The organism is Streptomyces sp. NPDC091682 (genome assembly GCF_044756625.1).
Taxonomy (GTDB): Bacteria; Actinomycetota; Actinomycetes; order Streptomycetales; family Streptomycetaceae; genus Streptomyces.
The window spans coordinates 366,100-386,110 of record NZ_JBIVTH010000002.1 but is presented as its reverse complement, the minus strand read 5'-3'; the positions used below and the strand labels follow the sequence as shown (position 1 = coordinate 386,110).

At 69.8% G+C, this 20,011-nt stretch carries 13 protein-coding genes; 2 read left to right on the top strand and 11 right to left on the bottom strand.

What is annotated here, in order from left to right; all coding sequences use genetic code 11:
- Window positions 1–66: 66 nt before the first annotated feature.
- The 7 genes from ACIQK6_RS06100 to ccrA are packed head-to-tail and all read right to left on the bottom strand — an operon-like array spanning window position 67 to window position 13,681.
- Window positions 67–1,239, bottom strand: coding sequence for a serine hydrolase domain-containing protein (locus ACIQK6_RS06100; protein ID WP_329096117.1), 1,173 nt, complete (start codon window positions 1,237–1,239; stop codon window positions 67–69).
- Complete coding sequence (locus ACIQK6_RS06095) at window positions 1,236–2,465, bottom strand: cytochrome P450 (RefSeq protein ID WP_329096116.1); 1,230 nt, start codon at window positions 2,463–2,465, stop codon at window positions 1,236–1,238. The genes ACIQK6_RS06100 and ACIQK6_RS06095 overlap by 4 nt, the downstream gene beginning before the upstream one ends.
- On the bottom strand, window positions 2,462–3,253 hold the full coding sequence (locus tag ACIQK6_RS06090; RefSeq protein ID WP_402694411.1) for a phytanoyl-CoA dioxygenase family protein: 792 nt from the start codon (window positions 3,251–3,253) through the stop codon (window positions 2,462–2,464). Before ACIQK6_RS06090 ends, ACIQK6_RS06095 begins: the two co-directional genes overlap by 4 nt.
- Window positions 3,243–4,118: a TauD/TfdA family dioxygenase gene (locus ACIQK6_RS06085; protein WP_329096112.1), complete on the bottom strand. Its 876-nt coding sequence runs from the start codon at window positions 4,116–4,118 to the stop codon at window positions 3,243–3,245. The genes ACIQK6_RS06090 and ACIQK6_RS06085 overlap by 11 nt, the downstream gene beginning before the upstream one ends.
- Window positions 4,115–4,894, bottom strand: coding sequence for a class I SAM-dependent methyltransferase (locus ACIQK6_RS06080; RefSeq protein ID WP_329096110.1), 780 nt, complete (start codon window positions 4,892–4,894; stop codon window positions 4,115–4,117). The genes ACIQK6_RS06085 and ACIQK6_RS06080 overlap by 4 nt, the downstream gene beginning before the upstream one ends.
- Window positions 4,878–12,347, bottom strand: a complete 7,470-nt coding sequence (locus tag ACIQK6_RS06075) for an SDR family NAD(P)-dependent oxidoreductase (RefSeq protein WP_402694410.1) — start codon at window positions 12,345–12,347, stop codon at window positions 4,878–4,880. The genes ACIQK6_RS06080 and ACIQK6_RS06075 overlap by 17 nt, the downstream gene beginning before the upstream one ends.
- A 2-nt stretch (window positions 12,348–12,349) precedes the next feature.
- Window positions 12,350–13,681: a crotonyl-CoA carboxylase/reductase gene (gene ccrA / locus ACIQK6_RS06070; RefSeq protein ID WP_329096106.1), complete on the bottom strand. Its 1,332-nt coding sequence runs from the start codon at window positions 13,679–13,681 to the stop codon at window positions 12,350–12,352.
- A 525-nt stretch (window positions 13,682–14,206) separates the two neighbouring features.
- On the opposite strand from ccrA, the gene ACIQK6_RS06065 reads away from it, so the two are divergent.
- A complete protein-coding gene (locus ACIQK6_RS06065; protein WP_329096105.1) occupies window positions 14,207–15,262 on the top strand; it encodes a CorA family divalent cation transporter in 1,056 nt (351 codons plus the stop codon).
- 189 nt (window positions 15,263–15,451) lie between these two features.
- Here ACIQK6_RS06065 and ACIQK6_RS06060 read toward each other — a convergent pair whose 3' ends face one another.
- Both ACIQK6_RS06060 and ACIQK6_RS06055 read right to left on the bottom strand, forming a co-directional pair.
- On the bottom strand, window positions 15,452–15,799 hold the full coding sequence (locus ACIQK6_RS06060; RefSeq protein ID WP_329096103.1) for a GNAT family N-acetyltransferase: 348 nt from the start codon (window positions 15,797–15,799) through the stop codon (window positions 15,452–15,454).
- 22 nt (window positions 15,800–15,821) lie between these two features.
- The gene (locus tag ACIQK6_RS06055; RefSeq protein WP_329096101.1) at window positions 15,822–16,763 is read right to left on the bottom strand and encodes a pirin family protein; all 942 of its coding nucleotides are present in this window, start codon (window positions 16,761–16,763) and stop codon (window positions 15,822–15,824) included.
- 47 nt (window positions 16,764–16,810) lie between these two features.
- Here ACIQK6_RS06055 and ACIQK6_RS06050 point away from each other — a divergent pair, with 47 nt between their 5' ends.
- A complete protein-coding gene (locus ACIQK6_RS06050) occupies window positions 16,811–17,362 on the top strand; it encodes a carboxymuconolactone decarboxylase family protein (protein ID WP_329096099.1) in 552 nt (183 codons plus the stop codon).
- Window positions 17,363–17,626: 264 nt separating this feature from the next.
- On the opposite strand, the gene ACIQK6_RS06045 is transcribed toward ACIQK6_RS06050, so the two are convergent.
- Together ACIQK6_RS06045 and ACIQK6_RS06040 are read right to left on the bottom strand one after the other, a co-directional pair.
- A complete protein-coding gene (locus ACIQK6_RS06045; protein WP_329096097.1) occupies window positions 17,627–17,962 on the bottom strand; it encodes a YnfA family protein in 336 nt (111 codons plus the stop codon).
- Window positions 17,963–18,106: 144 nt separating this feature from the next.
- Window positions 18,107–19,843: an amidase gene (locus ACIQK6_RS06040; RefSeq protein ID WP_329096095.1), complete on the bottom strand. Its 1,737-nt coding sequence runs from the start codon at window positions 19,841–19,843 to the stop codon at window positions 18,107–18,109.
- Between the last annotated feature and the right edge of the window lie 168 nt (window positions 19,844–20,011).

The following is a 20,011-nucleotide window of genomic DNA, read 5'->3' as shown; positions in this document are numbered from 1 at the left end:
GAGGAGAGGCGGGACAGGAGAGGTCAGGAGCCGGCCTCTCCTGCCCCCGGTCCTGCCTCGCCTCGGCTATGGAACGCGATCGAGTGCTTCGTAGCAGGTGCGGGTCAATCTCTGCGCACGGTGGTCCGGAACCTCGTAGAGGCTCTTCATCTTGTTCGGCAGGAAGGCGAAGGAGAACTCCCGTTCCGGGTCGCCGAACGCCAATGCCCCGGTGGCTCCGATATGACCGAAGGCGGGACGTCCGAAGTCCGGCCACAACGGGCCTCCCGGCAACATGAACCCCGTGGCCCAGCGCGTGTGCAGACGAAAGACCTCGTCCAACCCCGACGACCGTTCGGCCGTCGCCCTCTGCAGCCATCCTCTGGTGAGCAGCCGGCCCTCGGGGATGTCGGACGACAGGGCCGCGAACAACTTGGCGACAGCACGGGCGGTGCCGTAGGCAGCCGGGCGCTCGAGGCGGTGGTATGCCGGATTGTTCACGTCGTCGGGGGTCATGGCGGACGAGCCGAAGGTCGCCCGGTAGAGGAGGGAGTCCCTGTCCGTGAGTCCGTCGGCGTACTCCTTCAGGGGGACGGGCACCGTAGCCGGTGGGGGAGATGCGGCCGGGAATATCCGGGCGAGCCTTCCGGTCTCGTCAGGGCCGAGCCGCATGTGGAGATCGAGGGCGAGCGGGCCCGCGACCCGTCGGTGAACCGCCTCGCTCGCAGCATTGCCGGTGATGCGGCGGATGAGTTCACAGATGAGGAAGCCGAAGACGACGGCGTGGTACCCGTGGGCCTCGCCGGGCGTCCACAGCGGGGTCAGACCTTCCAGCTTCCGTAACACGCGCCACCGTTCCAGCTCGTCCTTCAGGCTCACCGGATCTGCAAAGGCCGGTATGCCTGCGCGGTGGGACAGCACGGTGGCAATCGTGATGCACGACTTCCCGTGGGACGCGAACTCAGGCCAATAGCGGCTCACGGGCGCATCCACGTCCACGTGCCCGAGCGCCGCCAATCGCCACAGGGCAGTGCTCAGCACCGCCTTGGTGATGGAAGCGAGGGGCAGCAACGTGTCCGGGCCCCAGGTCGCTCGCCGGTCCGCGTCGGAGTGTCCACCCCACAGGTCGGCAACCACCTCGCCCCGGTGGTAAGCACAGAACCCGAAGCCGAGATCGAGTCCGGAGGAGAGGTGCTCGGCCAGGACCTCACGCACGCGTGCGAACCGGGCGTCGACGGTGCCGTGCACGTGTTCGGTCATACCTGGCCCCGGGTCTTGTGAAGCCGTACGGGAAGCGCCGTGAGGCCGCGGAGAAGCAGGCCTCTCGACCATTCGAGGGTGCCCCGGTCGGCCTCCACCCGCACACCGGGAAAGCGCCGGGCGAACGCGGTGAACGCCACCTCGGTCTCCAGTCTCGCGAGGCCGGCCCCCAGACAGAAATGGGGGCCCAGGCCGAAGGCGAGGTGCCCGCTCCCGGTCCGCTCGGGGCTGAGCTCGTGCGGCCTGCTGAAGCAGGCACCGTCACGGTTGGCAGCAGCCAGCCCGAGGAACACGCTGTCGCCCTTCTCGATGGTGTGCGGTCCCACCACGATGTCCTCACGGGCGAACCTCGGTGTCGCGACCTCGACGGGGGAGCACAGGCGGATGAGCTCCTCGACGAGTCGAGGGGCACCGTCAGGTTCGTCGCACAGCCGGTTCCACACCACAGGGCTCTCCAACATCGCCAGCAAACCGGTGGAGAGGAGGGCGGCGGTGGTCTCGTGACCGGCGACCAGGATGATGAATCCCATCGCGGTCAGCTCCCGCTCCGTCATGCGCCCTTCGTCGACGGCGCGGACGAGGCGACAGAAGAGCGAGTCGTCGGGGGCGGCACGCCGCGTTTCCGCCAGGGAGAGCAGGTAGTCGGAGAGCTCTTGCACCGCTCCGGGGATCAGGGCCTGTTCGTGGTCGCCCGCGGCCACCAGGAGCCGCGCCCAGTGCCGGAAACGCCGCTGATCGGCGCGCGGAACTCCCAACAGCTCACAGATGACTCCCAGCGGCACCGGTGCGGCGAATTCGGCGACGAAATCGATCAAGGCGCCGGGTTCCAGGCGGTCCAACGCCTGCTGCACCACCGATTCCACGACCGGGCGCAGCGCGGCGATGCGTGCGGGCCGGAAATCAGGTGACACCAGCGCACGCAAGCGCGTGTGCTGCGGCTCGTCCACGGTCAGCAGGTGCTCCAGAAACGGCCTGGAGGTGCCCCCGCTGCGATTGAGGTGAGCCGCGTGCCAGTCCGCCCCGGCGAACCTGGAGTCCTTGGAGAGCCTTCTGTCGTGGGCGAACGAACGGACGAGTCCGTGGTCGACGAGCAACCAACAGTCCACTCCGGTGGGCAGCCGGACCCGGGCGAGCGGCCCGGTGGATCGCAGCTCGTCGTAGAAGGGGAACGGGTCCGACTTGAAGATGTTGTCGAACACCGGCATGGCGCGTGGGCGTGGCCTCACGGATTCCCCCGTCCGAAGACCACCGGGTTGAACGGTGAGTCCGCGATGTCGCCCACCGCTCGGCCCGGGAAGTAGACGAGGTCCACCAACTCGGTACCGAACGGCTGTGGCCGCAGACGCTTCCCGTCCTCGAAGAAGAACGCGGTGAAGGCGTAGCGCGGAACTCCCGTCACGTTGCGGTCCGAGCGGTGGAACACCGTACCGGCGTGGAACAGGACGTCGCCGGCGGCCATGTCCGGGCACCGGAACGCATGCCCCTTCGCCCGCAGGTGTTGCGTGACGTCGCTGTCGGACATGCCGCGGACGTCGAGCAGGCCCTCCTGGTGGGAGCCTCGGGCATAGACGACCGCACCGTCTTCCCGGCTCACGGGGGACAGGGCCACCCAGGCCGTCACCACTTTGTCGAGGAGGGCGAAGTACTCGTCCTGATGCCAGGGCACGGGAGGATTCGCGGTGTCCTTGTACAGCATCGAGTCGTGGTACACCCGGATCCTGTCCATTCCCCCGAGCCGACCGGCGATGGAGCCGAGCCTCCGGTGCACCGACAGGTCGGCGAACTCCTCCCTGATGCGCCATAGGTTCGAGATCACCTGGACCGACTTCGTCCGGGCGAAGGTGTATCGAGGATCGTCATCGCGGTCGCCGGCGTTGTACGCCGTGCGTTCCGCCGCCAATGCCCCGCGCAGCAGTTCCGCTTGCTCTGCCGGGAACACACCGGAGATCTTGACGAACCCGTCCTGGTGGAAGCTGCGCACCTCGTCGGCCGTCGGCCACTGCTCACTCGTCATCTCGTAGACCTTCCCGTACGTCGCTCACGAGTGCGCCCGGTTCGATGGAGTCCAAGGTGATCCGCCACGTGACCTTCGAGGCCTTCGGCGGTACCGGGTCGGCACGGTGCATCACGATCCTGTTGTCCCACAGGAGCACGTCGCCGGGCGTCCACGCGTGGACGTAGGCGAAGGGGGTGTCCTCGACCGCCGCATACAGTTCGGCCAGCAGTTCCGCGCCCTCCGCGTCCTCGGCGGCGCAGACCTCCGCCAGCATCATCTGGTTGAGGATCAAGGACTCCTCACCGGTGACGGGGTGGCGACGGACGAGGGGGTGCCGGACGTCCCGCAACGCCTCCAGAAGTTCGGGATCGTCGATGCCGGCAGCCCTGTGGTCGGCGGCCAGGATCGACCGCACCGGGTAGAGGCCCGTGGCGGCCGCGCTTCTGGTCCTCAACGAAGACGGCAGGGTCCGGTGCACGGCACGCGCGTCGACGAAGCGGGTCGCGCCGCCCCCCGCAGGCGCCACGACGCAGCCCAAGACCGTCGCGGCGGTGGGCACGGGGCGCCAGCACCCGTCGGCATGCCAGTACATGCCGCCGCCTGCCACGCCAAGGCCGGGAACCGACGTCTGGTGGCGTATGTAGCTGCTGCCCGACAGCCGGTGCGCCACCGGCCGCACGACTTCGGGCACCCCGAGCGCCAGCGCGAAGGCCTCCAGTGATGCGGCGGTCAGATGTCGTGCGGGGACCCGTACGACTCCTGCGGTGTACAGGATCTCGAGCAGGGCGCCTCTTTCCGATCCGGACAGCGGACGCCCGAGGTCCACACCGGTCACGACGGCCCCGAGGCCGTGTGTGGTCAGCGGGCGGGCTCGCACGCTCATGCCGCCGCTCCGGCAGGAAAGGCCAGGACGGTGGTGGTCGTGTAGTGCAGGACCACTCGGCCGTCGACCGCGTGGTGTCGGAAGAGTTCGGCCAGCCGGTGTTCGAGCAACGGGCGCAGGGTGTCGTGACGGCCCGGTGCGTAGGAGGTGGAGTCGACCCGGTTCCAGAGTCCGTCCCGCGTCAGCGCTTGCTCGTGGCGAACCTCGTACACCCGCACGGACGCTTCGCCGGGCGCGACCGCCCGCATCAACGCGACCGGGTCGGGGTCCTTCGCCTTCGCCTCCGCGTACGTGTCGAGGAGGGCGGCCAACAACTCGTCCAGCGCCGGGCAGAACGCACACTCGCGGCACCGGACCTCGTTCCACAGGGCGAGCAGAGCACCACCGGGACGCAGGACGCGGGCGAACTCCCGTCGAGTGCGCGCAGGATCGAACCAGTGCAGGGACTGCCCCATGGTGATCGCGTCCACGGAACGGGCCGGCAGGCCGGTGGCTTCGGCACTTCCCGCGAGCGGAAGACAGGCGGCATCGTTTCCGAATGTTCGGAGGAGCACCGTCCGCATCGCGGGGTTGGGCTCGATCGCACGCACCCGGTACCTCAGGCGGAGCAGGCTTCCCGTCAGGATGCCCGTACCTGCGCCCACGTCCGCCAGCACGGCCGGTGGCGCGACACCGGCCACCGAGGCCAGCGGGGTCAAGGACGCGAGCGGATAGCCCGGGCGTCCTCGGGCGTAGGACGTGGCCCGGCTCGTGTACACGTCAGTGGGAGGCAGCATCACGAGATTCCTCGGTGCAGGCCCTCAGCAGCGACGCTGTCAGAGCGCGGTGACGACGTGCCCACTGTTCCACGGTCGCCCTCGGAACCCGGTGTGCATGGTGCCAGTAGTGCCCCACCAAGTGCGGTCCCTCGTCCGCGATCACCAGGTGGAGCCCGGGTATGCGGCGCAGCGTGCCGAAGTCGTGTCCACGCAGCAGGGGCTCTTCGACCTTGCCGATGACCTCCACGACTTCGACCTCGGGTCCGTCCACCTGGTGCTCCCTCCGATAGCTGGTGTAGTTGACGCCGAAGTCACCGAAGTAGGTGTCGAGCGGCAGACCGCGAAAGGCTCGGGTCGTTTCGAGCAGTTCGGTGGCCGGGTATTGCGCGTGTGTCGAAAGCGTCGCGAGCGTGCCGTCGACCTGTCCCGCCAGCTGAGGGGCGCCCCACCCCCGAACGTGCACGGGTAGGGGGAACGGCATGGTGAACGGCCCTATCGTGGCCGCGTGCTGCTCGTCGACGCGGGAACTGCGGATGACGGACACGCAGACGGTGGGCAGGCCGGTGACTTCCGCCGCCAAGCTCGCGTAGGTGCTCAGGACGAGCGAGAAGGGAGCGGCCCCCAGTGCGCGTGCCGCGGCCCGCAGCTCTTCCAGGTCGGCGAGCGGTTCCTCGGGGGTGTACCGGGTCGACGGATGGGCGGCGGTCGCCCTTCCCGGGCCGGTACCGGGCAGCCATGTCGGACCCTGAACTCCGCTGAAGAGTCCGGAGAAGTACTGCCGGGCCCCATCGGACGAACGGGCCAGGTAGTCGGCTTGAGTCCGGGCGTAGTGCCCGTACTGGAGCGGAACGCGGAGCGCGGGAGGTGTCCTGCCGTTGCGCAGCTCCCAGTACGTCTGCCGCACTTCATTGACGAACACCGACAGTCCCGCCCCGTCGAACTCCAGGTGGTTGCCGGCCACGATCAGCACGAACCGGCCGTCCGGGAGGTCGAGACAGCGGAGCCGCCACGACGGGCGCAACGTCGGGTCGGGTACGCCCGAAGCCAGGCTCGCCAGTTCATCGCTGACCACTGCGCGACGGTCCCGCTCGGAAGTGCCCGAGAGGTCCCGGAACAGGTCGGCCTCCGAGGGCATCACCTCAGCGACGGAGGAGATCACGGTGCTCCTGCCCTCGGGGTAGTGCTGCCGCAGGACATCGTGGCGGGCCACGACCGTGCGCAGGGCCTCCAGCAAAGCAGCCCGGTCGAGCTCGTCGTGGAAGATCACCGGCACCACCCGGTGTCCGTACCCGGTGCCGCGGATCAGACTCAGCCAGCGACGCTGTTCCAGGGAGAGCGGCGGTTCAGGAGATGACGACGGCTGTTCCGGAGCCGGCTCGGCCAGGGTGCCGAGCAGGAACTCCGTGATGCCGGCGATCGTCGGATGGCTGACGAGCAGGCGCGGCGGCAATGGTGCTGTGAACTCGCGCTGCAGGCCGTTGCGGAGCTGGATGAGCGACAGGGAGTCCAGCCCGAGCAGTTCGAGCGGGTCGTCGGGCCCGAAGGACTGGGGTACCTCGGCGTACCGTCCCACCCGCTCGGCAATGCCTCGCACGAGCACGTCCCGACGCTCGGCGACGGGAACCTCCCTGAGCCGGGCCTCCAGTGATCGATCGGGATCGGGCCCACGGCCCGGGGGTGAGGTCGGGCCGGCGCCCAGGCCCGCGTAGAGCGTGGAGTCACGCAGCTCGTGCGCAGCGAGGAACACGTCCCAGTCGTTGGGAAGCACCAGCACTTCAGGGATCGCCGCGTCCAGGCGGCTCATCAGCACGGACTCCGCCTCCGGGGCGGTCAACGACCCGAGGCCGCGTTGCCGTAGTGAGTCCTTCAGTCCGGCATCGTCACTGACCCGTCCCACCTCCCCCAGCACCCCCCATGCGAACGAAACGCCGGGCAGACCCCTGGCCGAACGGAGCAGGGCGAGTCCGTCGAGGAAGGCGTTGGCGGTGGCGTACGCGGCCTGGCCGTAGTTGCCGTGCACCGCGGTGGCTGACGAGTACAGCGCGAAGAAGTCCAGCGGCGCCTCGTGCTGCGCCGCGGAGACGTGCAGGTTCCACGAACCGCGGACCTTGGCGTCCAGCACGACGGCCACCTTGCTCCAGTCCGTCTTTTCCACCAGACGATCGTCCAAGGCGCCCGCGCTGTGCACGACGCCGCCGATGGGATGCCGGCTCAGCCGCCGTGCGGCGAAGAGACGGTCCACCGCAACGGCGTCCGCTACGTCGACTTGGGCGGTTTCGACCGCGACTCCGGCCGCGACCAGGTGCGCAATGCGCTCGGCTGCCGGGCCAGCAGCCGGCCTGCGGCCGATCAGCAGCAGGTGGCGGGCGCCGGCACGGGCCAAGACCTCAGCGGTCCAGAGGCCCGCGCCCGTGAGCCCGCCAGTGATCAGGTACGTACGGTCGGAACGAATCCGGGCCCGCCGGGGTGTGCGGTGCGCTGCGGGTGTCAGACGTGCGGACAATGCCGCGCCGTCTCGAATCGCCAGTTCGCGGTCCGCCCCGCCCTCGGCCAGACATGCGTCCAGCGCGCGCAGGTCCCTGGCGGAGGGGGTCGCGGGCAGATCGACGAGCGTGGTGCGCAGCTGGGGCTGTTCGAGGGCGACCACCCGACCGAGACCCCAGAGTGCCCGCTGCGAGGGGGACACCACATCGTCGGCCGACACGTGCTGAGCGCCGTGGGTGACGATCCAGAGCCTGGGAGGACGGCCGACCGTGTTTCCGGCGGTCAGCTCGTGGACGACGTCCAGCACGCGGGTGACGTCGGGCCGCAACGCTTCGATCGGGTCGGCGGCCTCCTGCGGCGTGGATGCCTCGAACGTCATGACGAGATCACGTCCGTGCGCGGTCGCGTCCGGAGGGGGCGTCGTCCGTGTGGCGGTGCCCGGCGAGCCGTCCGGGCGCGCGGCGCCGGGGTGGTCCGGGGCGAGGGAACGACTCCGGACGGCTTGCGGTACCCATCGGATCTCGAAGACCGGCTCACGGACCGTGGAATCGCCAGTGGGGCCACCGTCGTGGACGGCGGGCGCCCCGATCCAGTGGCGACGTCGTTCGAAGGGGTACGGGGGCAGGTGTGCCGGTCGCCCGCCCCCGCCGTTGACGGCGTCCCAGTCGAGGTCCACCCCGGCCTCGTACGCCGCTGCCAGGGCCCGGGCCAGGTCGTGCGCCGCGTCTCCGCCCCGGCGCAGGACCGGGATCCACGGTCCCGGATGGTCCGGGAGCGCCTCACAAGCGAGCGACAGCAGTCCGGAGGAGCCGCTCAACTCCACAAACGGCCCGGCTCCTTCAGTCAGAGTTCGGGCGAGGCCACTCGCGAAGTCCACCGTCTCGCAGAGGTGACGCGCCCAGTAGGCGGGTTCGGTGACGTCGGCGTCCACACCGGCCTCGCCTTGCACGGTGCCGATGAGCGTACGGTCTGGAGGACAGAGCCCTATCCGGTCGAACGCCTTCATCAAGCGGTCGACGGCCGGACGCATCCACCGGGAGTGACCCGCGCGGAGCGAGCCGAGGGCCCTGACGTCCGTTCCGTGCGCTGCAGCCACTCCTGTGAACCGTGTGAGGTCTGCCTTCCGGCCCGACACCACGGTCTTCTGCGCGCTGTTGACGGCGGCGACGTCGACCTGGAGGCCGGATTTCGCGATCAGCCGCCGTACCGTCTCGACGTCGCCCATGACCGCTGCCATCGTGCCCGACGGATCGGTGCTCTCGATGGCCCGGCCGCGCTCGATGGCGACGTACATCCCCTCCTCGGCCGAGAACACGCCGGCGGCGCAGGCCGCCACGTAGTGGCCCAGACTGTGTCCCAGAAGGATGTCGAACCGGACGCCCTTGGACTCCATCAGCCGGAACAGGGCCAGCTGAACGCCGAACGTGACCGCGTGCACCTCGACCACGTCGTGGATCGCGGTGTCCTGTCGCTCGGGGTCGTACAGGAGACGGCCCAAGGTCTGACCGATTTCGGCGTCGACCACACCGTCGAACTCGTCGAGCGCGCTGCGGAAGACGGGTTCGGACTCGTAGAGCTGCCGCCCCGTCCCCCTCCGCTCCGTCCCGTGTCCGCCGAACAGGCCGACAACAGCGCCCGAACCCGGGCGCGGCACGGGAGGACCGCTCTTGCGGCCGATCTCGCGGGCCACCGAGTCCGCGGCGGCTGCGACGACGGCAGTGCGACGGGCGTGGTGGCGTCGGCCCGTGCCCAGGGTCCTTGCGAGATCGGGAAGGGGAACCGTGCCGAGGGAGGGGTCCTGGTGGGCGTTCAGGACGCGCTCCATGCCATCGGCCGTCCGGGAGCTGAACGGAAGCACGTACCAGTGACGCGGCTCGGGCCGGGCGGGCGCCCGTCGGGGCGCCTCCTCGAGGATCACGTGCGCGTTGAACCCGCCGATGCCGAAGGCGCTCACCGCCGACCTGGCCGGCTCCGCACCCGTCGGTAGGGGGTGGAGCCGACCGGCGACGCGGAAGGGTCCGCCATCGAGGCGCAGTTCCCGGTTGGCCCGACGGAAGTGCACGGTGGGCGGGATCTTCCCGTGCCTGAGCACGAGCACCGTCTTGAGGAAACCGGCCATGCCGGACGCCCAACCGAGATGGCCGACGTTCCCCTTGATGGATCCGATCCAGCAGGAGTCGGTGGGCAGCGCGCCGTAGGCCCGGCGCAGCGCCTCGACCTCCATCGCGTCGCCGACGGGGGTCGCCGTGCCGTGAGCCTCGACGTATTGAATGGAGGCGGGCGGGACCGCGGCCGCCTCCAGAGCCATCCGGATGGCGCGTTCCTGTCCGGCGACACTCGGTGCGGTCATGCCTGCCTTCTCCGCACCGTCGTTGGATATCCCGGTGCCCCGGATCACGGCGTAGATGTCGTCGCCGGCCGCGAGTGCTGCCTTCAGCGGTTTGAGCGCCACGACGCTCACACCGTTACCGAAGACCGTTCCGGCGCTGCGTTGGTCGAACGGGCGGCAGCGTCCGTCGGGCGAGAACGGCATGGACTCGCCGTAGAGGTATCCGGACAGCTGAGGCACGGCGACCGACGCCGCGCCGGCCAGCGCGACGTCGCAGGTGCCGGAACGCAGCGCCTGGACGGCGGTGTGCAGCGCGTAGAGCGCGGTGGCGCAGGCCGCGTTCACGTTCACGCTCGGCCCGCGCAGGTCGAGCGCGTACGCGGCACGACCCGCCAGGAACTCCTTGTCGTTGGCCAGCAGGACGTTGAAGTCATCGACGGACGACGTCAACGAGCGCACGCCCAACTGGGGAAGCAGGTTGTTGAGCAGGTAGGTACTGGGACCCGAGCCGGCGTACACGCCCACCGAGAGGTCGGGGCCGGGGACGCACGCGGCGTCCTCCAGGGCCTCCTCGCAGCATTCCAGGAAGAGCCGCTGCTGCGGGTCCAACAGGGACGCCTGCTGCGGGGGGATCCCGAAGTACCCGGCGTCGAAGTCCTCGATGTCGTGCAGGACTCCGCCCGCCCGCAACCGGCCGGACGCCTGCGGCCGGGTGTCGAGGCGGGTGATGCTCTCCTGTCCGGACAGGAGGTTGGACCACAGTTCCGCGATCGTACGGGCACCCGGGAACCGGCAGGCGAGGCCCACCACGGCCACCGGCTCGGACGCGCCACCACTCGCCCGCCGCGGAGGTTCGACGCGGTCGCGCGGCCGGCAGCGGGAGTCCAGGTGACCGGCCAGGGCGCGTACGGTCGGGTGTGCGTAGGCCTCGAGGACGGTGACTTCCACTCCCGAGGAGGCCGATATCTTGCCGGCCGCCGCAGCGGCGAGCAGTGAGGTTCCGCCGAGGTCGAAGAAGTTGTCCGTGCTGCCGATGCCGGTGAGTTCGAGCTGCTCCTCCCAGATCCGGGTGATCAGCCGTTCGGAGGGCGTCCGCGGCGCCGAGTACGCCACCTGCAGGGGCGGCCGATCGGGCGTCACCTCGGGCAGGCGCGCCGCGTCCACCTTGCCGTGGGCGTTCAGGGGAATCGCTTCGACGCGGAACCAGACGGAGGGCACCGAAGGAGCTGGCAGGCGTGCGGCGAGGTACTCCCGCCACGGTGGCTCGACCACGCGTACGCCGGGTGTGCGTACGCCCGGTACGCGTTCGTCGTTCGTCACGCGTGCAGGGCGGGGGCCGTCCGTCGCCGGCCGGGGACGGACGTGGGCGACGAGCCGGAGTCGGCCACTGGGAGTGGGCAGGGCGGTGACGTGGGCGTCCTGGACGTCCGGGTGCTGTACGAGGAGGGCCTCGACCTCGTCCGGCTCCACACGGTGCCCGTCGATCTTCACCTGGCGGTCGGTGCGGCCGGTGAACCGGAAGAGGCCGTCGCGTAGAACGGCCCGATCTCCCGTGCGGTACCACCGCCGGCCACCGTGCTCGGTGAAGCGCTCGGCGGTCAGGCGGGGCCGCTGCCTGTATCCGCGTGCAAGGCAGTTTCCACCGAGCAGGAGCTCGCCCTCTTCGCCATCCGAAACGTCGGTGCCCGAGGCGTCGACCAGACGCGTGGCAACGTGCGGCAGAGGTCGTCCGATCGGCGGCAGGTCGGGCCACCGGGACGCGTCGCTGTCGAGCAGGTGACTGGTGACGACGTGGGTCTCCGTCGGCCCGTACTGGTTGTGCAGGCGAGCCCCGCCCAGTCGGGTGAACCATGCGCGGATCTCGGGGGTGACGCGAAGCTGTGAGCCCGCGACGAAGACCTGCTCGATGGTGGGGGACGCAGGACGGCGTCGCCCGGAGTCGGCCACTGTCTGGAGGAAAGCGGTCGGAAGGAAGAGCCGGGTGATGCCGGCCCCGGCAACGTAGTCCAACAAACGGACGGGGTCACGCCGTATCTCGTCGGGGACGATGTGCAGCGTGCCGCCGAAGGCCAGGCTGGTGATGATCTCCTGCCAGGCGACGTCGAACGTCACGGCTGCTGACTGCGCCGTGCGGGCATCGCCGGTGCGGTCCTCCGCGGAGAGGTGCCAGTCGAGCAGTCCGGTCAGGGGCCCGCGCCCCATCTCCACCCCCTTGGGTTCGCCGGTCGACCCGGAGGTGTGGAGCACGTACGCCAACTCGTGTGCGCGATCACCGGACAGCTGATGGCGCAAGGTCACGGGAAGTGGCTCGCACACGAACCTGGGGATGCCACCGGGGGGCTGCACCTGCCGGATCACGTAGCGCGCACCGGCGTCCGCCAGAATCGTTTCTGCCCGTCGCTCGGGTTGTGATCGGTCGAAGGGGACGCATCCCCGCCCCGATCGCCACACGGCAACGGCGGCGACGACCAGTCCGACCGAACGTGGCATGTCTATGACAACTGGTTCGAAGGATCTGCTGACCTTCGCCAGGTCCGCGGCCAGTTCTGCGCTCAGCTCACCGAGTCGGCGATAGCTGATGGCGCCATCGACATCGGTAACGGCCGTTTCGTCCGCTTGCCTGTCGATGGCCGTCAGGATCAGGTCGAGAAACGACATGATTAGGAACCCGCCGCTTCCGCGTCGCTGCGCAGCAACCGCAGTCGCTCCGCTGGAATGCCTGCCCGGAACTCCGGATCGGTGACACCCAATCCTGCGCTCGGGGCGAGGCACAGGACGCCCACCTTGCCCAGATGGAGGTTCCGGTGTACCCGGTGGACGCCTTCCGCGGCCTTCAGCAGCGGGTGCACCTCGGACAGGCCCGGCATGACCCTGCCCAGGCTGACCAGCCTGTTGGCCTCGGTCGCCTCCTGATAGTTGGCGCCGTGGCTGCCGACGATCCGCTTCAGGTTGGTCCAGAGGTGGCGGTTGTCGTAGTCGTGTGCGTACCCCCCGCTGGAGCCGCAGGTGACGATCGTGCCACCGCGCCGGGCGAGGAAGACGGAAGCACCGAAAGTCGGCCGGCCCACGTGCTCGAACACGCAGTGGGGATCTTCACCGAAACGATCTCGGATGCGGCTGCCCAGCCACCGTCGCCCCGCAAGCGAAGCGAGACCGTCGGGACCGGGCACATCATGGCGGTCGATGACGAGATCGCATCCGAGGGCCCGGGCGACACGCGCCTTCCGCGCATCGGAGACGACGCCGATCACCTGGCAGCCGGCCGCCTTGGCCAGTTGGGTCGCGTAGACACCGAGCCCCCCGGTGGCGCCCCAGATGAGCACGAGGTCACCAAGCTTCACTCGCGCGCCCCGGTCGCTGATCAGCATCCGGTACGCCGTCATCAGGCACAGGGTGTTGCAGGCCGCTTCCTCCCATGTGAGATGAGCGGGTTTGGGAAGGAGCTGGGTGGACTTCACGATCGAGTAGTGGGCGAGACCCCCGAAGTTCGTCTCGTAGCCCCACGCGCGCTGGGAGGCGGAAAGCATTCCGTCCCATTGGGTGGCAGGGTCCTGTTCATCCGCATGGAGCGTGCTCACCACCACGTGGTCGCCCACGCGCCAATGGCGTACGGAAGCGCCGACCCTGACGATGACTCCGGCCGCATCCGAACCCAGAACATGGCGGTCCATCACATGCCTGGTCAGGCCTTGGTCTTCCCTTGCCGACCTGTCGATGAGGCGGAAGGTGGATACGGGGCGGAAAGTGGCCGACCAGACGGTGTTGTAGTTCACGGCGGACGCCATGACGGCTATCAACGCCTCGTCGGGCGCGAGCTCGGGAAGCGGCACCTCCTCGACGTGCAGGGTTTTACGGACATCGATGTCCGAATCGTCCGCACCTTCGAAAAGTGACTCATCGGATCGTCTGATCACGAGACCGAGAGTGGAGGTCGGCGCCGCACATCGTGCGAGTTCCTTGCCCGATAAACCCGAGAGCACGGCCTGTGTCATGGCGGGAGCCAATGCCGCTCCTCCTGTTCTGTGAGCGAATATTCGTCCGACCTGATCGAGTGGCACTTCTGCCGAATACCCGGCGAGTGTGCCCTCGTGGCATCGGACGGTCAACCGTCAATTCCAGCCTCCGGCCTGCTTCACATCTGACACTTGTAGGACACCAGCCCCACCTGCCAAACGAATTCAATATCGCCTCTGGTGCCTCTAGGTTTCAGGCGGTTCTGGCGACGGTTTCGGGGGCCTGTAGGACGGGATCGGTGACCGCCCCGGTAGTCGCCCCGGTAACCGTTCCGGTCACCGCGCCTTCGGCGCCGTGACACATGGTGTCGCGCAGTGTCACGCGCCGTCACGCGCGTACCCCGTGAACAGCAGGCTCGACCCAGGTGGGGAGCCACCGGCTCCGGCTGTGAGGACATCTCTGCCGAGTTGGAGGAGCATCTATTGCTGTGGGGCCTGTACGGCGCGCTGTGCCCCCGGTGGGCACGGGGCGGCGCACATCGGTCGGCCGCGAGGAGGAAGGCCATGATCGTCGACTGCGCACACTACCGCGACGGGCATCGACAGCATGAGGGCGCCATGCCCCTGGAGCGGGCGGCCGCGCGCTGCCGGCAAGGCGGATTCGTCTGGCTGGGCGTTTTCGAACCGGGCCCCGAGGAACTGGACCGCGTCCGCGAGATCTTCGGACTGCACGAGCTCGCCGTCGAGGACGCCGCCGCCTTCCACCTGCGGCCGAAGGCCGAGCAGTACGAGGACGGTACCGAACTGATCATCCTGCGCACGGCCCGCTACGACGACGAGCGCGAGGAGATCGACACCGGCGAGATCAGTGTCTTCCTCGCCGACCACTTCGTGATCACCGTCCGCCAGGGCATCGCCAGCGAGCTGCACGAAGCGCGGAGCCGGCTCGAAAGTCGCCCCGAACTGCTCAAGACCGGCAGTGCCGCCACGCTGTGGGCGATCCTCGACCAGGTCGTCGACAGTTACGCGCCGGTCGTCGGCGAACTGGAGCGCGACATCGAGCAGATCGAGGCCACGGTGTTCTCCGGGGCCGTCGCCCCGACCGAACGGATCTATTCCCTGCGCCGTGAGGCCACCGACTTCTACCGGGCCGTGCACCCGCTCCTCGCCGTGCTGACCCGGCGGCTCCAGCCCGGCAGGACGCCGCTCCCGCTCCAGCCGTACATGCGTGACGTGCACGACCACCTGCTGCTGGTCAACGAGGAGGTCGCCGCCCAACGCGATCTCCTGACCACCGTCCTGGAAGCGAACATCGCGGTGATCTCCGTGGAGCAGAACAAGATCAACCTTCGGCAGAGCGCCACGATGGAACGGCTCACGATCCTCGCGAGCGTGTTCCTCCCCCTGTCATTCGTGGTCGGGTTCTTCGGGCAGAACTTCGCGTGGTTGGTCACCCACATCAGCAGCTTCGCGGCGTTCCTCGTCCTCACCGTTCTCGGGGTGCTGTTGCCGTGCCTGATGCTGTACGTCTGGCTGCGCCGTCGGCGAAGCCGGCCGACGCCGCCGATCCCCGAGGTGAGCCAAGCCGGACGGCACGCCCCGGCAACCTCGGCGAAGTGAAGGCGGCGGCGCCGGTCGGCCTCATCACGGACTGCGCCACGCCCCGGCCGGGGTCGTCGACGGGCCCACCGCCGACGGCTTGGACCCCGGCTCGCAGCGGTACCGCTCCTGCGCGATGCCCAGCCTCACCGGACCGACGACCCGGTACGAACCCGTCGTGCCCAGCACCACCCGCTTTCCGCCGAGGACTCAGCGCCCCAGTTGGGCGTCGAGCCAGGCGAGGACCTCGGGGGTGACCGGGTCGGTGATGTCCGCGAACTCCTGGTGCTTGGTGAGGAACTTGGCGACGTAGGGGCAGACGGGCACGATCCGCTTCCCGGAGGCGCGGACGTCGGTCAGGGCCTGCTCGACGAGGATCGCGGCGAGTCCCTGGCCGGCGTAGGCGTCGTCGATCTCGGTGTGGAAGAAGACCCGCTGGTCGTCGCGGTCGCGGTAGGCCGTCAGGCCTGCGCGGTCGTCGGCCACGAGGATCTCGTAGCGGTGGCGGGTGTCGACGCGGCGGACGGAGGGGGCGGGGGTGGCGGTCTGGTCGCTCATGGTGGGCCTTTCGGTACGGGGTTCAGCGGCGGGAGGGGTTCTTGCGGGGTGCGATGACGGCGTTGGGTAGGGCGGGGGCGGGCAGTCGCTCACCGGGGTAGCCGTCGACGGTGCCGAAGCGGTCGGAGGCGCGCTCCCATTCGTTTCGTGCATCGACGATGTCCTGGTGGCTGCGGCCGATGAAGTTCCACCACATCACGACCTCCTCCTCGAAGGGCGGGCCGCCCAGGAGGACCGTCCGGGCCGGGCGGTCGGAGCCGTTGGTGAGGGTGAGGGTGGTGCGGCCGGGAGCGGCGTAGCCGAGTTCGGCCGGGAGCAGGGGAGTTCCCTCGAGGCGGACGTCTCCCTCGTCGACGAGGAGTCCGTGTTCGAAGCCGGCGTCGACGTCGAGGGTGACGGTGGCGCCGGCGTCGATCAGGACCTCGGCGCCGAGGAGCGGGGTGTAGGTGCGTACGGGGGAGGTATCGCCGGCGAGGGTGCCCAGGAAGACCCGCAGTTCCGCGCCGGCGACGCGGAGCGGCTCGGGTGCGTGGTGCTGGAACTCGCGCGGTGCGTGGCGGTGCTCGCCGGGGAGGGCCACCCACAGTTGGACGCCGTGGAGGACGGTGGTGCCGGGGGTGGAGACCTCCGTGTGGCTGATGCCGTGTCCCCCGGTCATGAGGTTGATCTCGCCCGGGCGTACGAAGGCGTGCGTGCCCAGGCTGTCGCGGTGCTCGATCTCCCCGCTGAACAGCCAGCTGACGGTCTGGAGTCCGGTGTGCGGGTGCGGGGCGACGTCCATGCCCCCGGAGTCGGCGACCCGGTCGGGGCCGTAGTGGTCGGCGAAGCACCAGGCCCCGATGAGGGTCCGGGACCGTTGCGGCAGGGTGCGCCGTACGGTCATCGCCCGCGGCCCGCCCAGCGGGACGTCCCGGGCGGTGAGGACCTCGACCGCAGCCTCGACCTCGACCTCCGTGTGATCCATCTCCCGGCCCTTCTCCCGTAAAGTAGTTTCGCTTTCAACAATCTTCGATGATCATAATACCGATGATGATCCACGACAAGCAGCTGAAGGAGCACAGGGTGAGCGAGACGGTACGGGCCGCGACAGTTGCCCGGAACGACGGCCGGATCTACCTCGACAAGCAGAGCCCCGCCGCGTACCAGGCGCTGGTCAAGACGGCCGACGCCGTCCGTGCGACGGCTGCCGAGGCCGGCCTGGAGCGGATCCTGGTCGAGCTGGTCAACCTCCGCGTTTCCCAGCTCAACGGATGCGCCTTCTGCCTCGACGTCCACACCCGGGCCGCGCTGCGCGCCGGAGAGACGACCCGTCGCCTCGGCGTGCTCGCCGCCTGGCGGGACACCGAGCTCTTCACCGCCCGCGAGCGCGCGTCCCTCGCGCTGGCCGAGGCCGTCACCCACCCTGCCGACGCCCTCGCCCAGGAGGGGGCGTACGCGCAGGCGCGGGAGGTGCTGGACGACGACGAGATCTCCGCCGTGGTGTGGGCGGCCATCACCATCAACGCCTTCAACCGCGTCTCGATCCTGAGCAAACACCCGGTACGGGAGACACCCGCCCGCTGAACCCTGCGGCTCCGCCGCTCATCGGGCCGCCGGGACCGAGAGCCACCACAGGACCACCACCACGGGTCTGCGCGCCACGCCGGCCTCGTGTGCGCGGCCGGGTCCCACGACTGCACGGTTCGACGCACCACCTGTCGTGCAACCGTGCGCCCCTTGGCCCTGCTCCAGCTCCGCTACCGACGCCGGTTCGCCGGCGCAGCAGACCCGTACCCCGCCCGGCGGCGGTACCGGCGGAGGGCCGAGCGGTCCTCAGGAGCCGGAAGGTCAGTGCGAGCGGGGGGCGTACATGATCACGGCCATGCCGGCGAGGCAGACCAGGGCGCCGATGACGTCGTAGCGGTCGGGGCGGTAGCCGTCGGCGACCATGCCCCACGCGATCGAACCGGCGACGAAGATCCCGCCGTACGCGGCGAGGATCCGGCCGAAGTCGTCGTCGGACTGGAAGGTGGCCACCACCCCGTACAGGCCCAGGGCGATGACGCCGGCCCCGATCCAGATCCAGCCCTTGTGCTCGCGGATGCCCTGCCAGATCAGCCAGGCGCCACCGATCTCGAACAGGGCGGCTACGACGAACAGGGCAACGGAACGCGCGACGGTCACATCAGCTGACCCTACCCGCGGCCCGCGCCCGTGCCCGGCACCGGGTCGGCGGCCCCGACCTCAACACCATCGGCCACCGCCCGTGCCCAGGAGCGCAACCCGCTCGACCGAGGGCGGTTCCCCGGGCCCGGGGGCGCCGTCAGGTCACCGTGCCGACAGGCGCGGTGTACGCGGCGGTACCGTGCGCCGGCTGCCGGTCTTCTCGAAGGCCGCGGCGAGGGTCAGCAGGGCGTTGTCGTCGTAGGCACGGCCCGCGAAGGTCAGCCCGACGGGCATGCCGGTGTCCGCCATGGCGCCCATCGGCACGGTCACGGTCGGGATGCCGAGGTGGCGGGGGACCAGATTGCCGTTCGCGACCCAGACGCCGTTGCGCCAGCCCAGGTCGGCGGACGCCTCGCTGACGTCCATGTCGGCGGGCGCGACGTCGGCGACCGCGGGGAACACCACCGCGTCCAGGCCGAGCCCGTCCATCCACAGCTCCAGGTCCACCCGGCGCGTCTCCTCGAGTCCGCGCAGCCCTTGCTCCAGGTGCGGCATGTCGGTGAGGGACGCGTACGGGCGCTCGCGCACGAAGCGCGGGTAGTCGCCGATCGTGTCGTCGAAGCCTTCGTAGCGGTCGGGCAGTTCGCCTTCCTGCTTGGGCCAGATGCGGGTGCCGTCGACCTCGGCCAGGGTGGAGAGCTTCGGGTCGCCGTTGGCGCGCAGGAAGTCGTCCCAGGCCCAGGCGGACAGGTCCTCGATCTCGAATGTGAGGTACTCGCGGCTGACCAGCCCGCGGGTGAGCAGCGAGGGCGCACCGGGGCGGTCGGACTCGTAGTGCGACACGACGGGGAAGTCGACCTCGACGACCTCGGCGCCGGCGGCCTCCAGGTCGCGGCGCGCGGCTTCCCACAGGGTGATCACCGAGGCTCGCGTGTCGATGCGCTGCCCGGTCTGGCCGCCGATGCCTCCGTCGGGGTTCGTCCCGGCGCCGGTGTCGGCGTTGATGTACATCCTGGGTACGCCGACGCGCTTGCCGGCGAGCGCGTCGTGCGCGCCCCCTGCGTCTGCGGGTGCGAGCGCCGGGTAGGAGACGGGGCGCACCTGCGACGCCGGGGGCAGTTCCACCCACGGCTGGGCGCGCCACAGGTCCCCGCGCGTGTGCAGGTCGTCGGCGACGATCACGTCGAGCAGTTCCAGCAGGTCGGCCATGGTGCGGGTGTGCGGGACCACGACGTCCATGGTCGGTACGAGCGGCCAGTTCCCCCGGACCGAGATCACGCCGCGGCTGGGCGTGTAGGCGCACAGCGCGTTGTTCGACGCGGGGGCCCGGCCGGAGGACCAGGTCTCCTCGCCGAGGCCGAACGCGCCGAACGACGCAGCCGTCGCCGTGCCGGAGCCGTTGGAGGAGCCGGATCCGTAGGCGCTCGTGAGCCAGTCGGCGCTGTACGGGCTCTCCGCGCGGCCGTACACGCCGCGCTGCATGCCGCCGTTCGCCATCGGCGGCATGTTGGTCAGGCCGATGAGGACGGCCCCGCCCGCGCGCAGCCGTTCGATCGCGAAGGCGTCGCGCTGGGCGACGAGGTGCTCGAAGGCGGGGGAGCCGGACGCGGCCGTCAGCCCCTTCGCGAGGTAGCTGTCCTTCGCGGTGTACGGGATGCCGTCCAGCGGGCCGAGCGTCTCGCCGCGCGCGCGGCGTGCGTCGGAGGCCTCGGCTTCCGCGCGGGCGTCCGGGTTCATCACGACCACGGCGTTCAGAGCGGTGGCCGTACCGGGCCGGTCGTACGCGTCGATCCGCGCGAGGTAGGCGTCGAGCAGGCCGACCGCGGTCGTCTCGCCCCGCTCCAGCGCGGTGCGCAGGTCGGCGATACAGGTCTCCACGACATCGAATCCGCGCGTCATGTGGGTGTCTCCTGGGTGGTGAGTAGGACAGGCGGGCCGCTGGCCGTCGGGGCGACCGCGCACAGCCGGCCGTCACACACCCCATCGCTCTGACTAGATTTTCAGTCTAGACTAAAGGTCTAGATTTTTGGAACCTAGACTTGGGACCTGGATTTCCGGAACCGAAAG

Coding starts and splice junctions, on each gene's coding strand:
- ACIQK6_RS06100 (WP_329096117.1), bottom strand. CDS start 1,239: ATGACCGAACACGTGCACGGCACCGTCGACGCCCGGTTCGCACGCGTG.
- ACIQK6_RS06090 (WP_402694411.1), bottom strand. CDS start 3,253: ATGACGAGTGAGCAGTGGCCGACGGCCGACGAGGTGCGCAGCTTCCAC.
- ACIQK6_RS06085 (WP_329096112.1), bottom strand. CDS start 4,118: ATGAGCGTGCGAGCCCGCCCGCTGACCACACACGGCCTCGGGGCCGTC.
- ACIQK6_RS06080 (WP_329096110.1), bottom strand. CDS start 4,894: ATGCTGCCTCCCACTGACGTGTACACGAGCCGGGCCACGTCCTACGCC.
- ACIQK6_RS06075 (WP_402694410.1), bottom strand. CDS start 12,347: ATGTCGTTTCTCGACCTGATCCTGACGGCCATCGACAGGCAAGCGGAC.
- ccrA (WP_329096106.1), bottom strand. CDS start 13,681: ATGACACAGGCCGTGCTCTCGGGTTTATCGGGCAAGGAACTCGCACGA.
- ACIQK6_RS06065 (WP_329096105.1), top strand. CDS start 14,207: ATGATCGTCGACTGCGCACACTACCGCGACGGGCATCGACAGCATGAG.
- ACIQK6_RS06060 (WP_329096103.1), bottom strand. CDS start 15,799: ATGAGCGACCAGACCGCCACCCCCGCCCCCTCCGTCCGCCGCGTCGAC.
- ACIQK6_RS06055 (WP_329096101.1), bottom strand. CDS start 16,763: ATGGATCACACGGAGGTCGAGGTCGAGGCTGCGGTCGAGGTCCTCACC.
- ACIQK6_RS06050 (WP_329096099.1), top strand. CDS start 16,811: ATGATCATAATACCGATGATGATCCACGACAAGCAGCTGAAGGAGCAC.
- ACIQK6_RS06040 (WP_329096095.1), bottom strand. CDS start 19,843: ATGACGCGCGGATTCGATGTCGTGGAGACCTGTATCGCCGACCTGCGC.